General features: G+C 55.0%; 15 protein-coding genes. 12 read left to right on the plus strand and 3 right to left on the minus strand.

Annotated features, from left to right (window positions below; translation table 11 throughout):
• Window positions 1–3 precede the first annotated feature (3 nt).
• The 12 genes from HF320_RS04280 (at window position 4) to HF320_RS04335 (ending at window position 11,300) form a co-directional block, all read left to right on the plus strand.
• Entirely contained in the window at window positions 4–537 is a 534-nt protein-coding gene (locus HF320_RS04280; RefSeq protein ID WP_169277202.1) for a shikimate kinase, read from the plus strand.
• Entirely contained in the window at window positions 537–1,637 is a 1,101-nt protein-coding gene (locus HF320_RS04285) for a dehydroquinate synthase/iron-containing alcohol dehydrogenase family protein (RefSeq protein WP_169277203.1), read from the plus strand. Before HF320_RS04280 ends, HF320_RS04285 begins: the two co-directional genes overlap by 1 nt.
• 30 nt (window positions 1,638–1,667) lie before the next feature.
• Entirely contained in the window at window positions 1,668–2,798 is a 1,131-nt protein-coding gene (locus tag HF320_RS04290; protein WP_169277204.1) for a M24 family metallopeptidase, read from the plus strand.
• A gap of 124 nt (window positions 2,799–2,922) precedes the next feature.
• Window positions 2,923–3,486 (plus strand): elongation factor P, encoded by a 564-nt coding sequence (gene efp, locus HF320_RS04295; protein ID WP_169277205.1) that lies wholly within the window; start codon window positions 2,923–2,925, stop codon window positions 3,484–3,486.
• An 82-nt stretch (window positions 3,487–3,568) separates the two neighbouring features.
• Complete coding sequence (gene accB / locus HF320_RS04300; RefSeq protein WP_211158946.1) at window positions 3,569–5,440, plus strand: acetyl-CoA carboxylase biotin carboxyl carrier protein; 1,872 nt, start codon at window positions 3,569–3,571, stop codon at window positions 5,438–5,440.
• A 48-nt stretch (window positions 5,441–5,488) separates the two neighbouring features.
• Window positions 5,489–6,844: an acetyl-CoA carboxylase biotin carboxylase subunit gene (gene accC, locus HF320_RS04305; RefSeq protein ID WP_169277206.1), complete on the plus strand. Its 1,356-nt coding sequence runs from the start codon at window positions 5,489–5,491 to the stop codon at window positions 6,842–6,844.
• Window positions 6,845–6,859: 15 nt separating this feature from the next.
• Window positions 6,860–7,222, plus strand: a complete 363-nt coding sequence (locus HF320_RS04310; protein ID WP_022387471.1) for an Asp23/Gls24 family envelope stress response protein — start codon at window positions 6,860–6,862, stop codon at window positions 7,220–7,222.
• Window positions 7,223–7,225: 3 nt separating this feature from the next.
• The gene (nusB, locus tag HF320_RS04315) at window positions 7,226–7,759 is read left to right on the plus strand and encodes a transcription antitermination factor NusB (protein ID WP_169277207.1); all 534 of its coding nucleotides are present in this window, start codon (window positions 7,226–7,228) and stop codon (window positions 7,757–7,759) included.
• Between the two features lie 2 nt (window positions 7,760–7,761).
• Window positions 7,762–8,004 (plus strand): exodeoxyribonuclease VII small subunit, encoded by a 243-nt coding sequence (locus HF320_RS04320; protein ID WP_169277208.1) that lies wholly within the window; start codon window positions 7,762–7,764, stop codon window positions 8,002–8,004.
• Window positions 8,005–8,012: 8 nt separating this feature from the next.
• Window positions 8,013–8,816: a TlyA family RNA methyltransferase gene (locus tag HF320_RS04325; RefSeq protein WP_169277209.1), complete on the plus strand. Its 804-nt coding sequence runs from the start codon at window positions 8,013–8,015 to the stop codon at window positions 8,814–8,816.
• The gene (locus HF320_RS04330) at window positions 8,813–9,670 is read left to right on the plus strand and encodes an NAD(+)/NADH kinase (RefSeq protein ID WP_169277210.1); all 858 of its coding nucleotides are present in this window, start codon (window positions 8,813–8,815) and stop codon (window positions 9,668–9,670) included. Before HF320_RS04325 ends, HF320_RS04330 begins: the two co-directional genes overlap by 4 nt.
• Complete coding sequence (locus tag HF320_RS04335) at window positions 9,663–11,300, plus strand: DNA repair protein RecN (protein ID WP_169277211.1); 1,638 nt, start codon at window positions 9,663–9,665, stop codon at window positions 11,298–11,300. The genes HF320_RS04330 and HF320_RS04335 overlap by 8 nt, the downstream gene beginning before the upstream one ends.
• Before the next feature lie 22 nt (window positions 11,301–11,322).
• Here the strand turns inward: HF320_RS04335 and aroQ are convergent, their stop codons facing one another.
• Genes aroQ through HF320_RS04350 form a run of 3 tightly spaced genes read right to left on the minus strand, consistent with a single transcriptional unit; the run spans window position 11,323 to window position 14,156 of the window.
• Window positions 11,323–11,757 carry a type II 3-dehydroquinate dehydratase gene (gene aroQ, locus HF320_RS04340; protein WP_169277212.1) on the minus strand — a complete coding sequence of 145 codons (435 nt, stop codon included), beginning with the start codon at window positions 11,755–11,757 and terminating at the stop codon, window positions 11,323–11,325.
• Between the two features lie 15 nt (window positions 11,758–11,772).
• Complete coding sequence (locus HF320_RS04345; RefSeq protein ID WP_169277213.1) at window positions 11,773–13,011, minus strand: shikimate kinase; 1,239 nt, start codon at window positions 13,009–13,011, stop codon at window positions 11,773–11,775.
• Window positions 13,011–14,156 carry a bifunctional chorismate mutase/prephenate dehydratase gene (locus HF320_RS04350; protein ID WP_169277214.1) on the minus strand — a complete coding sequence of 382 codons (1,146 nt, stop codon included), beginning with the start codon at window positions 14,154–14,156 and terminating at the stop codon, window positions 13,011–13,013. Before HF320_RS04350 ends, HF320_RS04345 begins: the two co-directional genes overlap by 1 nt.
• Window positions 14,157–14,176: the final 20 nt, after the last annotated feature.

Here is a 14,176-nt window from a genome sequence, read left to right on the forward strand (position 1 = left end):
GGCATGCCATCGCTTGAAAAACGAGGCTGCGACCATATTTTCTTCGTTGGATTCCTCGGCGCGGGAAAATCTACCTTGGCTCGAAACCTCGGGCACATGTTTAATCGGCGCTATGTCGACACCGATCGTTTGGTGGAACGCCGAGCAGGTAAAACCGTTACGCAGATTTTCGAGTCCGATGGGGAAGCGGCGTTTCGCATTCTCGAGACCAAGGTTTTGAAGTCGCTTTCTACGGGCCGTAGCTTGCTTGTTTCCTGCGGGGGCGGCATTGTGGAGACGCCGTGTAATATCGAACTCATCCATGAGCTTGGCTATTGCGTATACCTTGACGGTGACATCGACGATTCGTTGAGGCAGATACGCAGAAGCGATACGCGTCCCGATTTTCGCTCAGAATCCCATGCCGCCGATCTTTTGCGACATCGCAGACCGCTCTATCAGCAGGCGGCCGATCTGACGCTCGATATCCGTGGAAAGAGCTTTTCGGAAGTCGGCTTTGAATGTGCCGAACTCTTGCTAGAAAGTGGGTTGTTGTAATGATTCGTCGTCAGCTTGTGAACCTTGGCGGCTTTGGTTGCGATTATCGAATCGGATGCGGCGCTCTTGGTGATTTTTCGCGTTTCGCCTCCAATGTCGTGACCACCCCTAAGCGCGCGGTTCTCGTCATCGAAGCTGGAACTTCAGATTCGACTTTTACACTTGTTAACCGCGGCTTGATTGATGCTGGCTTTCGAGTCTACACAATGCAGCTTGCGGCCGATGATTCGGTTTGCACGGTTGATTGCGCCCTGAGGATTCAAGAATTCTGTGCCGAGTCCCAGCTCACCTGCGATGACGTTATCGTTTCGGTTGGAGGCATGAATGTAGCATCGGTCGTCGATTATGTTGCCATGAGCTGGTGCGGCGGTTGCGCCTGCGCCCATGTGCCCACGACGTTTGATGCCATGTGCCTCGCCGCCACGCGCATGCGCCCTCTCGGCCTTTCTTCGGCTCATGGGCTCGTCTCTTTCCATCCTCATGTTTCACTTGTGGTTTGCGACCTTGATCTGGTGATGGGGCAGAGCGCCGACGATAAAATGCTCGGCCTGGTTTACCTCATTGCAGCCGCAATGACCGAATCTACTCGTTCTTGGGAGAACTTCGCCAAGAAGATCCCCGGTTATCTTGCGGGCGAAGAGGTTGCCTATATCGATATGCTCGGCATGGCTCAAACCGCTTGGAGCGGTGTTCTCAAGGCATCTAATCCTTCTGCGCGCAAGGCTTTCAATTACGGCCAGCCCACGGCTCGTGCGCTTGCGGCGTGCCTTGGGGATTCGTTTGCCCCCGCTCAGTATCTTGCTGAAGGCTTGCGGTTCGAGGCGCGTCTTGCTCATGAGGTCTTTGGCCTTGATTTGGATACGGTTTTTGATCAGGATGATCGTTTGAATGACTTGGGAATTGAGGAAATCGCTTTCGATTTGGATGCCGATGTCTTTATCGCCGCGCTAAAACGCGAAGCATATCGACTCGCCAACCGTTTCATGCTCTCTATCCCCAAGGCTTCTGGCACCATTCGCCTCGCAACTGTTGACGATGATGTGCTCGAACGCCACGCGAAGGCGTATCTTTCCTCGCGTGTCGATTTGATCAATGGGTAATTCAACCTCGTTTTGGAAAGGTAATTGTTGATGGATACTAAGCTTAACGGGCCTCTTGGTCGTATCGCGCGCGTGCGCAAGATGATGGAGGAGCGCGGCTACGACGCCGTGGTCATTCGCGACGAGGCTAACCTTCGTTGGCTCACGGGCGCAAAGGGTACGTTCGACTATACCTTTGAGTTCCCGCACGTCACCTTTATCACGGCAGACGAGTGCTATTTCCATACCGATTCGCGCTACTTCAATACCTTCCAGGAGAATCTCCCGGCCGATTCCCCCTGGAAGCTCGACATGAATGAGGGCGCTATGCCCCGTTGGGTCGCCGAACGCGCCCGCGATACGCGCTCTCGTGTGATTGCCGTCGAGGATGACATGCAGATTTCCTTCTACTTTGGAATCATGCGCGCCCTTGAGGACCTCTCCATCACGGCGAGTCTGCCACAGCTCCATCATGACCTTCAGCGCATGCGCGCCGTGAAGGACGATGAGGAGATCGCTCTCATGCGCCATGCGCAGTCGATCACCGATGCCGCCTTCCAGCACATGCTCACCTTCATCAAGCCGGGCTTGACCGAGAAGGAGATTCGTACTGAGCTCGAGAACTTTATGTTCAGCAACGGCGCCGATTCCCTTGCATTTGGCTCTATCGTGGCTTCTGGTCCCAATACGGCCAATCCGCACGCCGTGTCATCCGATCGCGTTGTTCAGCGCGGCGACTTCGTGCTGATGGATTACGGTGCGGGTTATTGCGATTATCGCAGCGATATGACCCGTACCGTGGTAGTAGGTGAGCCCACGCCCGAGCAGCTTGATCTGTATGCGCTTGTGCGCCGTACGCATGAGGAGTGTGCCGCAGCCGTTCACGCAGGCGTCGAGGGCAACGACATCTTCAAACTCTCGCGCAAGATCATCGGCGATGCCGGCTATGGCGACTACTATAACCACGGCCTTGGCCACGGCGTGGGTATCGACATCCACGAGATGCCGAACTTCAATCGTTCGATGAATATCATCGAGGCCGGCTCCGTCATCACCATCGAGCCTGGTGTCTATCTGCCCGGCATCGGTGGCGTGCGTCTTGAGGATTACGGTGTGGTGACCGAGAACGGGTACGAGCCGTTCACCAAGTCCACCCACGAGCTTCAGGTTATCGACTGCTAACGTCGAAACAAGCCTGCAACACGTCGTGTTTCCTTGCGTACTTTACCGTGGGAAACCAAGAAACGTGTATACTTTTAAACTGTCTGTATGGAGCGCTTTGTCGCTCAGTGTTAGAAAGGTAATCATGGCTAGCATCACCACCGCCGATTTTAAGAACGGCCTCGGTCTTAAGATTAAGGACAAGATCTGCACTATCGTCGAGTTCCAGCATGTCAAGCCGGGCAAGGGCGGTGCGTTCGTTCGCTATAAGACCAAGGACCTCAAGTCTGGTCGTGTTGTCGAGCAGACCTGCAACGCTGGCTCTAAGTTCGAGAGCGTTACCCTCACCACTACCGAGATGCAGTATCTCTACAACGATGGTGATAACTACTACTTCATGAATATGGAGACCTACGATCAGATTCCCGTCTCGTCCGATTTCATCGGCGATAACGCGAAGTGGCTGCGCGAGAATGACGTTTGCCAGCTTCTGTATGCAGACGAGGACCTCATGGGTGTTAATCCGCCCATGTTCATCGAGGCCGAGATCACCGAGACCGATCCTGGCTTTAAGGGCGATACCGTTCAGGGTGGTTCCAAGCCCGCGACTATCGACACCGGTGCTGTCGTGCAGGTTCCCATGTATCTCAACGTGGGCGAGAGGATCAAGGTCGATACGCGCGACGGCAAGTTCGTTTCCCGCGTTTAATTTCGGCGTACATCGATTCCGCATCGGGCGGGGGAATTTACCCCGCCCTTTTTATACCGAGAGCACGTAGATTGGGGTTCACATGGCTGATAAACGCCTCCGCGTGATGGACACGACCATCCGTGACGGACAGCAGTCGCTCTGGGCGACGCGCATGACTATCGGCGATATCCTTCCCATCTTGCCCAAGATGGACGAAGTTGGATATTGGGCCATCGAGGCGTGGGGCGGTGCCACGTTCGATTCGTGCCTGAGGTTTCTAGATGAGAACCCTTGGGACCGTCTTCGTCAGATAAAAGCCGCTACGCCCAAGACTCCGCTCGCGATGCTCGTACGCGGTCAGAACCTCGTTGGCTATCGCCATTATTCCTCCGATGTCGTCGACCGCTTCATTGCCTGTGCGCACAAGAACGGTATCGATGTCTTCCGTGTCTTCGACGCTTTGAACGATATCGATAACATGCGCGATTGCGCTCGTGCCGTAAAAGCCTGCGGTGCGCATTTCGAGCCTGCCATTTCTTACACGACCAGCCCGGTTCATACCCTTGATTCCTATGTCGACTATGCCTGCAAGCTTGCCGAGCTCGGTGCAGACACCATCTGCATCAAAGATATGGCCGGCTTGCTCACGCCGTATCGCACCGAGAAGCTTGTGAATGCTTTGCGTGCTGCTGTTGACGTGCCGATCCATCTGCATAGTCACTATGTTGGCGGCATGGCCCCTTCGTGCTTTATCAAGGGTGCCGAAGCAGGCGCCTCGATTGTCGATACGGCTTCTGCTCCGCTTGCTTCGGGCAATTCTCATCCTGCAGTTGAGATGGTCGCGGCTTCCTTCAAGGAATCTGCTTTCGATACCGGATTCGATCTTAACCTTCTCTTTGAGATCGCGAACTACTGGGAGGAGGTGCGCCGTCGCGGCCACTATAAGCGCGGCGTCTCTTCGCTTATTCACATGCAGGTCTATAAGCATCAGATTCCCGGCGGCATGATGAGCAACCTCATGAGCCAGCTTGAGGTCCAGCATGCGACTGACCGTCTGGAAGATGTCGTGGCCGAAATTCCGCGCGTTCGCGCCGAGGTCGGTTTCCCGCCGCTCGTTACTCCGATGAGCCAAATCGTCGGTACCCAGGCTGTCATGAACGTGCTTACCGGCAAGCGCTGGAGCATCGTATCCAAAGAGATGCGCGACTATCTGCTTGGTGCGTATGGCCATGCTCCTGCGCCGTTTAACTCTGAGATTATGCGTAAGGTCTTTGGCGAAAACGTCGACCTCGCCACGATTGGAAACGAGTTGGCACTCGACGAACCGCCGACCTTCGCACAGTGTGCCGAGGAGATCGGCGAGCTTGCGCATAGCGATGAAGACGTCTTGATGTATGCAATGTTCCCGGTGGAGGCTAGGGCCTTTTTGTCCAAGCACCCCTCGAACGAATCGGTTGAGTTCCTGCATGACGAGGACGCAAGTCAGACCAAGGAGGATGATTACGTGGATATGAATCAGATTCGCGAGCTTATTCGCGCTGTTGAGGAGAGCAAGATCGGCGAGATCAGCATCAAGGATGCCGGAAGCGAAATCACCGTTCGTAAGCCTGAGGTTGCCCTTGCGGCGAATCTTGCAGCAGCACAGGCCGCTCCTACCGCTCCTGCTGCGGCTGAGGCTCCCGCCGAGCAGTCCGAGTCCGATGACGCCAAGCGTCCTTTGAGTTGGAAGCCCGTTAAGAGTCCCATGGTCGGCACGTTCTATTCGGCGCCTAGCCCCGACGATCCCGACTTTGTTGCCGTGGGCGATGAGGTCATGGCTGGCTCCACCTTGTGTATCGTTGAAGCTATGAAGCTCATGAACGAGATCGCTGCCGACGAGATGGGTACGATTCGCGAGGTATGCGTCGAGAATGGCGATGCTGTCGAGTACGGCCAGGTGATGTTCTATCTGGAGCCCATTACTTCGAAATAGTATTTTGTTCGCTCCGTCCTGTTCGTATCATGAAAGGCCGATATCCGGATGTTCAAGAAGATTTTGATTGCCAACCGCGGCGAGATTGCGTTGCGTATCGTTCGTGCTTGCAAAGATCTGGGCGTGCAAAGCTGCATTGCGTATTCCGAGGCGGATGCGAATACTACAGCTGTCCTTGAGGCTGACGAGCGCGTTTGCATTGGACCGGCTCCTTCCGCCAAGAGCTATCTCGACTATGCTCGCATCATCGGTGCTGCAGTCTCGCGTGGATGCGAAGCGGTCCATCCCGGTTATGGCTTTTTGTCCGAGAACGCCGAATTTGCACGCGCCTGTGCCGACAACGATCTGGTGTTCATAGGTCCCGCCCCCGAGGTTATCGATGCGATGGGCGAGAAGAGCAATGCCAAGCAGACCATGAAGGCTGCAGGTGTCCCCACCGTTCCTGGCAGCGACGGCCCCGTTGAGTCCGTCGAGCAAGCGCGCGCCTTTGCGGAGGCTGTCGGGTATCCCGTTCTCATCAAGGCCTCCGCTGGCGGCGGCGGCAAGGGTATGCGCGAGGTGCATGATCCGGCAGATCTTCAGAAGGAATTCGACGCCGCCCGTTCTGAAGCGCGTGTCGCTTTTGGCAACGATGAGGTGTATCTCGAAAAGCTCATCTTGCGCCCTCGCCACGTTGAGATTCAGGTTCTGGCCGATTCTTTTGGTCATGCTGCCGCCCTTTGCGAGCGCGACTGTTCCGTTCAGCGCCGTCATCAAAAGCTTGTTGAGGAGGCTCCGAGCCCGGCCCTTTCCGATGAGCAGCGCGCCCAGATGTGCAAGGTCGCCATTACCGCTGTGCGTGAAGTTGGCTACGTCAATGCCGGTACCATCGAGTTTCTCCTCGATGAGGATGGCAGCTTCTACTTTATGGAGATGAATACCCGCATCCAAGTGGAACATCCGGTGACCGAGGAGATCACGCGTACCGATCTTGTGTGTGAGCAGCTGCGTATCGCATCCGGTGAGCCCATGACGGTTCCCGATGGGGGCATTACGGTGCCTTCCGGCCACGCGTTCGAGTTCCGTATTAATGCCGAGGATCCCGCGCATGGATTCAGGCCTTGTCCTGGCACCATCAAGCACCTTCGTTTGCCTGGTGGACCCGGCGTGCGCGTGGAGACGCATGTATATGAGGGCTATACGATTCCGCCCACGTATGATTCTCTTGTAGCCAAGATCATCGTTTGGGGTGCCGACCGTGCACAGGCTCTTGCCCGTGCCCGCCGCGCTCTTGATGAGTGCGAGATCGAGGGAATCGCCACAACGCTTCCATTCCATCGGGATGTTGTGCGAAACGCTCAGTTTGCGTCTGGAATCGTGTACACTGATTTCATTCCTGAGCATATGCCCGAGTATTTTTGCTAGAAATGGGTGAGTCATATGAGTCAAGAGATCAAGATTGATGGCATCGCTATTGCACCGGACGTTCTGACCACAATAGTCGTTCGTTCCCTTGCTGACATTGAGGGTGTTGCCTCGGTTGGTAATAACGACCTTGCTGCAAACCTTGTTTCGATGTTCTCGTCCAAGACTTCTTCTCCGTCTCTTCCTGCGGTCGAAGCTACGGTCGAAGACGACGCTCTCCATATCGTCGTCCGCCTGACCGTATTTTTTGGCTATCCGTTTAAAAAGCTCGCCGAGGCTGTGCGCGTCGCCGTTTCCAAGGCGATTGATGCGCAGGTAGGCGTTGCTGTTTGTGCTGTCGATGTTTGCATCGACAACCTGGTATTCCCCAAGGAGTAGCTTTTGAGCTCTAAAGTCAATCGCGGCCGTACGCTTGCGCGTAGCCAGGCTCTTCAGATTCTGTTCCAAGCCGAGGCTCTCGATAAGCCCGTTGATGCTGTTCTCGCTGGCGACTATCTTCTGTCCAAGGGTCCCTTGGACGATTATGCCATTGAGCTTGCTCGCGGTGCATATGAGCATATCGACGAGATCGATTCTGCTCTCGTTGCGTGCTCCAAGAACTGGGATCTTAATCGCATGCCCGCTTCCGACAGGAATTTGCTGCGCATCGCTGTTTTTGAACTTCGCTGTGCCAATCCGAGCGATCGCCTGGATGCTGCTGTCGTGATCAATGAGGCAGTGGAGATTGCCAAGGCGTACGGAACCGATGAGTCTGCTAAGTTCGTCAACGGCGTTCTCGGTCGTATCGCTCGCCAAACTCAGCTGCCTGCCGATGCTGCCTTTGACGCGGCCCTCACTCCTCGTGTGGAGGATTCGGCCGATGAGGCCGACAGCGATGATCCCATTGTCCTCGATACGACGGATATGGACGACTAACCATGTCTGAGACAACAGTCCATACGTTTGATGATGTTATGGCGCGCATGGACGATATCGTCGCTGCTGTGCGCGCAAAAGACGCTTCTCTTGAGCATAGCCTCGATCTTTTTGACGAGGCTATCGCTTTGGGCTCTAAGGCAGTCGAGATGGTGGATACCTTTGAGTTATCCGATCGCGAAGCCGCTCAACTTGAAGAGACTTCGGCGAAGGACGATTCGCATTCCGAATCTACCATAGAATAGTTGCTCGCATGAAGCGGCGCCGTTTAGATGATGAGATGATTGCGCAGGGTATTTGCCAGACGCGCGATGATGCCTTGCGCATGTGCATGGCGGGCCTTGTGTCGTGTGCAGGGGAGCGTTTTTCTTCCCCCGCGGTACGGGTTGAGATTGGGTGCGACTTGCATGTTAAGGGCCGTATTCCCTATGTAAGTCGAGGCGGCCTTAAGCTATCCGGGGCTTTAGACGCCTTTCTTGTTGACGTGCATGATCTTAATTGCCTTGATATCGGTTGTTCTTCCGGCGGTTTTACCGATTGCTTGCTTAAGCGCGGCGCTCGTCGCGTGGTTTCGGTCGATGTCGGCCATGCCCAGTTTGACTGGTCGCTTCGAAACGATAAACGCGTTGACCTGCACGAGCGTACCAACATTGTGGACCTTCCCGCTCAAGGATTTAATTCCTCTTTCGACCTTGCTGTCTGCGACGTATCCTTTACGAGTATTCGGACCATTCTTCCCGCAACGCTTGAATTGCTCGCGCCACATGGTGCGTTTGTTTCCCTTGTAAAACCCCAGTTTGAGGCACAGGCCCATGAGGTAGGGGAAGGCGGTATCGTTCGCGATCCGAAGGTACATGCACGCGTTCTTGCGCAAACCATTGATTTATTTGCCGGTCACGGTTTGTATCCGGTCGATATCTGTGCCTCGCCCATTCATGGGGCAAAGGGCAATCGTGAGTTTTTCATTTACGGTGATCGAGTTCGCTTTGCTGATAGCTCGTCTAATGACGTGAGGCTACAGGTTTCGAGGCTCAAGGAGAAGACTGAGGAGCTATGAAAGTCTTTTTGGTCCCCAATTATTACAAGGACGAAGCGATCCAAAGCGGCTTGACCCTTGAGCTTTGGCTTACTCGTCAAGGTGTCGAGGTCGCTTGGGCGCCTGATCAGCGATCTGGCATTAAAGACGAAACCGATATCTCCGATTTTGATCTTGTTATCTCGCTTGGCGGCGATGGCACGTTGCTGCGAGCGGCCCATCTCGTTGGCACAAGCGAGATTCCTATCTTAGGCCTTTCCTATGGCCATGTTGGCTTCCTCACAGCGGCGAATCCCGAGGAAGGCGATATATTGCGCGTTGTTTCCGATGCGCTTGCAGATGAGATGCATGTAAGCCGTCGCGCTACCCTTTGCTGCGAGGTTCACAGCGTGTTGCCAAATGGCGAGGAGCGCGTCATCGCCGCTCAGGCCCTTAACGATTTGGCTCTCACGCGTGGACCGCTTTCCGACATGGTCGAGTGCGATATCTGCGTTTCGGGCCATCATATCGATCGCCTTCGCGGCGATGGCGTTGTCGTATCTACGGCGACAGGCTCTACGGGCTATGCGCTTTCGGCCGGTGGCCCCATTGTCAGTCCCGATTTTTCGGGTATGGTTTGCGTCCCCATCGCGCCTCATACCATCCAGGCCCGAGCCTTCCTTACGTCGCCTTCCGATGTTGTGGAAATTGCCATGTCGCATGACCGCCCTTCTGTTCCCGCTATTGCGGTGGATGGTCAGTTCTTGAATCCGGAGGGCGACGTGGAGTATGTTGCCGTGAGACGCGGTGACGCCGATGTTTTGCTGCTCGATTATGGACCCGAGAGCTTCTATAATTCCGTTTCTCGCGTTTTTTACGGTGTTCGTCATGATTGATGAACTGCTTGTTCGCAATATCGCGCTGATTAGCGATGCACAGATTTCGTTCGCTCCAGGTCTGACGGCTCTTACCGGTGAGACGGGTGCTGGCAAGACGGCGCTTCTCTCGGCTTTAAAGCTCTTGATGGGTGAGCGCGCAGACTCCTCTTGTGTGCGTGAGGGCGAGGCGGGAGCCCTTGTTCAGGGTCGACTCTATCGCAGTGATGCTGATGCCGAGGGTTTTGTTGTTGAGCGACGGCTTTCCGCCGACGGTCGTAGCCGTGTGAAGATCGACGGCTCCTTGGCAAGCGTTTCGGAGCTTGCGTCGCAGGTGCGTCCACTCGTTGATATATGCGGCCAGCATGAACATCAGCGTTTGCTTGACACCGCATATCACCTGACCATGGTCGATACCTGGTCGCGAGACACCATCGCCCCCGCACACGCTGCCTATATCGCTGCTTTTCGTGAATACAAGCGTCAGTTAAGGGAATATGAGGAGCTCGAGCGAGCTGCGCGTACTCAGGGCTCACGTCTTGAAGAAGCCCGTTTTTGTGTTGAGAGAATCGAAGAAGTCGATCCCAAGCCCGGTGAGCTAGAGGAATTGGAAGAGATTCTTCCTCGTGCCGAGCATGCAGAAGCGCTTGCTACCTCTGCTAATGATGCCCAGGAATATCTGTCGGGCGAAGGGGGGGCGCTTGATGCTCTCAACAGTGCTATTGCCGAGCTTTCGCGTATGGGAAGTGTTGATGCGGCTCTCGCTGGATTTGCCGATGAGCTAAGCGGTGCTGCCATTACCATGGAGGATGCTGCCGCTGAGCTCCGCCGCTATCGCGATTCCGTTGATTTTGATCCTGCCGATCTTGCTTCGAAGCATGAGCGTCTAGGTGCGCTCAACGCATTGAAACGTCAATTTGGGCCTTCGATGGATGACGTCTTTGAGCGGTATCGTCAAAGTTCCGAGCTATTGAGTCTCGTAAACGATTCCGATGCGCGACTTGCTCGGGCTAAGCGTCTTGTAGATGATTCCGAGCGCATCCTTCAAGATGCGGCGAAAAAGCTTGCTCGCCGCCGCGCGGCGGCCGGTCCTCGATTCTGTCGAGAGGTGGGAAAGCAACTTGCACGTCTTGAGATGGGAAGTGCCGAGCTTGTTTGGCAGGTTCGCGACCTCGATCGCAAGGCATGGACCGAATCGGGTTCCTGTTCGTATGAGCTGCTGTATCGAAGCGGTGCTGGTTTAACGCCGCGCCCTTTGCGCCGCGTCGCTTCGGGTGGTGAGCTTTCGCGAGTCATGCTTGCCTGTAGCGTTGTTCTTGGCGAGGCCGATGGCGTCTCGACAATGGTCTTTGATGAAATCGACGCTGGCGTGGGCGGAGCAACCGCCCGTTCCCTTGCGTCTGTTCTTTCCGATCTTGCCCGCACGCATCAGGTTATTGTTGTTACGCATACCGCGCAGATTGCCGTTGCGGCATCGCGGCATTACTTGGTCACAAAGAATAGCGGCGCAGAGGTCCCCGTTACCTCGATCGCGCCGATTACTGGGGATGGCCGCATCGAGGAAATCGCGCGCATGCTTTCGGGGGATACCGAGCAAGTGTCAATCGATCATGCGCGAGCTCTTCTAGAAGAAGCGGGCACCCTGGATTAACCCGATGCCCGCTAGTTGCTTATCATGAAAGATGCTCTTTGAGGATGTGCAGCGCGCGTGCATAGCCCGTAAGGCCCTCGCCAACTACGCGATCAAAGCAGGCCATGCCTGCGTATGAAATTTGTCGGAAACTCTCGCGCTCGTCGACCGCCGAGATATGTACCTCAACCGCGGGAATCTGAACTGCCTTGAGTGCATCGAGAATGCCGACGCTTGTATGCGTATAGGCCGCTGGATTGATAACGATGCCATCATAGACTCCAAGGGCCTGTTGGATGGTGTCGATCAGGTCTCCCTCATGATTGGATTGGTAGACGTCGACGGCATCAAAGCCTTCTCTTTCTCCTGCGGCTCGACATAGTTTGATAAGGTCATCATAGGTTTGACGACCGTAGATATCGGGTTCTCTGATGCCGAGCATATTGAGGTTTGGTCCGTTGATAACGAGTGCGTTCATGGTTACAACCTTCTGCTAAATCATGGGCGGCAGGGTTTCGCGAATCAGCGATGCCGTGAGCATCGGGGTCTCTTGCGAGGCAACCTTATAATCGGCCCAAGCGTGGTAGAGCGGCATGCGTGCGGCCGCCAGCGCTTGTATGCCGTCTCGCGCTGTAATGGGGCGGCCGTGGGTTGCGAGCTGCGAGAGGTCGCGATCGATCATGACAATCACGCTGTTCTGATGTAGAAGCGGGTAGTTTTCGGGACGAGTGACGACGCCGCCTCCGCAGGAGATGACCTGACCGCTACGTTTGGCGATATCGACAAGGCAGGCGGTTTCCTGCTGACGAAACGCTCCCTCGCCTTCCCATTTGATGTATTCTGAGCAGCTGCATCCAAGGCGTGATTCGAGTTCTTGATCGATATCAACAAATGATCTGTCAAGAATCGAGGCTAGGGCCTTGCCGCCGCGTGTCTTGCCGCATCCTGGCATACCGATAATTGCGATATTTTGCTCTGTGGTAGCTAGTCGCTCGCACACTTCATACGTGCGAGAGAGTTCGATAGATCTGCCAGTGTAGCGCTCGACAGCCTGCGCCGCCTGGGCGACAAGCATCAAAAGGCCACTTGTGCGGGGAATGCCGCGCTTTTCGGCTTCGAGGATGATTCCAGTTCGTCCCGGGTTGTAGACAATGTCTACAACAGCCTTAAGATCGGGTAGGTCATCGAGGTCGCAGGGTGAATCGGGACAGTTCGGGTACATTCCTACGGGTGTGCAGTTGACGGCCAGTTCAATATCGGAAAGGTTTTTGAGGCCTTCGTACGTGTGCTCTCCGTGTCGGCTGATGGAGATCGCTTCGACATTCATATCGGCCAACACAGCCATGGCGGTTGCGCCGGCACCACCTGTTCCGCCAAAGACAACGGCTCGCATCCCCGTAACATCGATACCGAGCGATTCTACAAGGCACTTGAATCCGTAGTAATCGGTGTTGTCGCCATAGAGCGTGCCATCTTCGCGGCGCGTGATGGTGTTGACGTTACCTAAGCGGCGGGCTATATCGCTCATGCCGGCGAGATAGGGGATGACGGAGCGCTTATAGGGGATGGTGACGTTGACACCTTCCCATTCATCGCTTTTGAGAAAGGCTTCGAGCTCTTCGGGTTCGCGCTCAAAACGTCGATAGTCAAGTCCAGCAAGTTCCTTGTAAATGGTAGGGGTGTAGGAATGGCCTAACACGCGGCCCAAAACGCCATATGGTCTTGATGTCATTAAAGGACCTCCGTATATGTACCAAAGTAGACATAGGAATCGCAGATGTCATCGAGGGAATCCAGCAGCGTGTCGAGTTCGTTGCTCGCTGCAGGGGCTTCAAGATCAAAATAGAAAACAAACTCAAAATCACGACCAGGGATGGGGCGGCTTTCAAGTTTGACCATATTGATTCCCAGGGCATAGAAGCGCTCGAGCATGCGATACAACGAACCTGGTTCATGCTTGAGCGTGACCATCAGGGAAGTTCTGTTGGCACCGGGGTAGATTTTAGGTTCGGCGGAAATAACGACAAACCTAGTGTAGTTGGAGTCGGCATTTTGGACATCGCGTGCGGCCACTTCAAGTCCATAGAGTTCCGCACAGCTTTGAGACGAGATAGCGGCTATATCGTCTCGATCGGATTCGGCGACCATTTGAGCGGCCATGGCCGTGTTTTCCGTAACGGTCACTTGGGCGCCAAGACTTTCAATGATGTCGGAGCATTGAGCGATCGCCTGTTGGTGAGAGCAGATTTCGGTAATATTCTCAAGGTCTGTTCCTGGTGTAACCAAGAGTTGATGGTCGATCTTTTGTCGCAGGCTCTTGACGATGGAAACGCGGTATTGCGCCATAAGGTCATAGACCTGGTTGACCGAACCCGCCGTGGAGTTTTCGATGGGAAGTACGCCATATTCGCAAAGTCCGCTTTGGACGGCGCGAAATACGCCTTCGAACGTGGTGAAGTACGATATGACAGGGACCCTGAACAGGCGGCATGCTGCAATTTGGCTATATGCTCCCTCAACGCCCTGACATGCTACGTGCGCGGTGCTGGGAAAGGCTTCCGATGAGGGAAGAAGCGAAGCACGAGCGCGTGAGGAAAGGCTTTCCGCGTCGTCTGAGTGAAGTATCTTTTGCTGTTCCGCCTTGTTCATGGTCATGAGAAGCGAGAAGAGCGAGACGGCTTGCGAGGAGTAACGCGCAGGCGCACGGCCCATGATGTCAGCGAGCTTTGCGCGTTCGCGAGCCGGGTCGAAGACCGCTTTTTTCATACCCTTTTTTGCTGCGGCAACTTCTTGTGCCAGGTCCATACGACGGCAGAAGAGTTCGAGCAGTTGCGAATCGATTGAGTCTATCTGGGTTCTGACATCGGTAAGTTCCATCGAGCATCCTTGTGCGAGTG

Origin of the sequence: Collinsella acetigenes (assembly GCF_012844445.1) — a bacterium.
GTDB classification, from domain to species: domain Bacteria; phylum Actinomycetota; class Coriobacteriia; order Coriobacteriales; family Coriobacteriaceae; genus Collinsella; species Collinsella acetigenes.

Coding starts and splice junctions, on each gene's coding strand:
- HF320_RS04335 (WP_169277211.1), top strand. CDS start 9,663: ATGATTGATGAACTGCTTGTTCGCAATATCGCGCTGATTAGCGATGCA.
- HF320_RS04320 (WP_169277208.1), top strand. CDS start 7,762: ATGTCTGAGACAACAGTCCATACGTTTGATGATGTTATGGCGCGCATG.
- HF320_RS04290 (WP_169277204.1), top strand. CDS start 1,668: ATGGATACTAAGCTTAACGGGCCTCTTGGTCGTATCGCGCGCGTGCGC.
- accC (WP_169277206.1), top strand. CDS start 5,489: ATGTTCAAGAAGATTTTGATTGCCAACCGCGGCGAGATTGCGTTGCGT.
- HF320_RS04345 (WP_169277213.1), bottom strand. CDS start 13,011: ATGACATCAAGACCATATGGCGTTTTGGGCCGCGTGTTAGGCCATTCC.
- HF320_RS04350 (WP_169277214.1), bottom strand. CDS start 14,156: ATGGAACTTACCGATGTCAGAACCCAGATAGACTCAATCGATTCGCAA.
- efp (WP_169277205.1), top strand. CDS start 2,923: ATGGCTAGCATCACCACCGCCGATTTTAAGAACGGCCTCGGTCTTAAG.
- HF320_RS04285 (WP_169277203.1), top strand. CDS start 537: ATGATTCGTCGTCAGCTTGTGAACCTTGGCGGCTTTGGTTGCGATTAT.
- accB (WP_211158946.1), top strand. CDS start 3,569: ATGGCTGATAAACGCCTCCGCGTGATGGACACGACCATCCGTGACGGA.
- HF320_RS04280 (WP_169277202.1), top strand. CDS start 4: ATGCCATCGCTTGAAAAACGAGGCTGCGACCATATTTTCTTCGTTGGA.
- HF320_RS04310 (WP_022387471.1), top strand. CDS start 6,860: ATGAGTCAAGAGATCAAGATTGATGGCATCGCTATTGCACCGGACGTT.
- HF320_RS04325 (WP_169277209.1), top strand. CDS start 8,013: ATGAAGCGGCGCCGTTTAGATGATGAGATGATTGCGCAGGGTATTTGC.
- HF320_RS04330 (WP_169277210.1), top strand. CDS start 8,813: ATGAAAGTCTTTTTGGTCCCCAATTATTACAAGGACGAAGCGATCCAA.
- aroQ (WP_169277212.1), bottom strand. CDS start 11,757: ATGAACGCACTCGTTATCAACGGACCAAACCTCAATATGCTCGGCATC.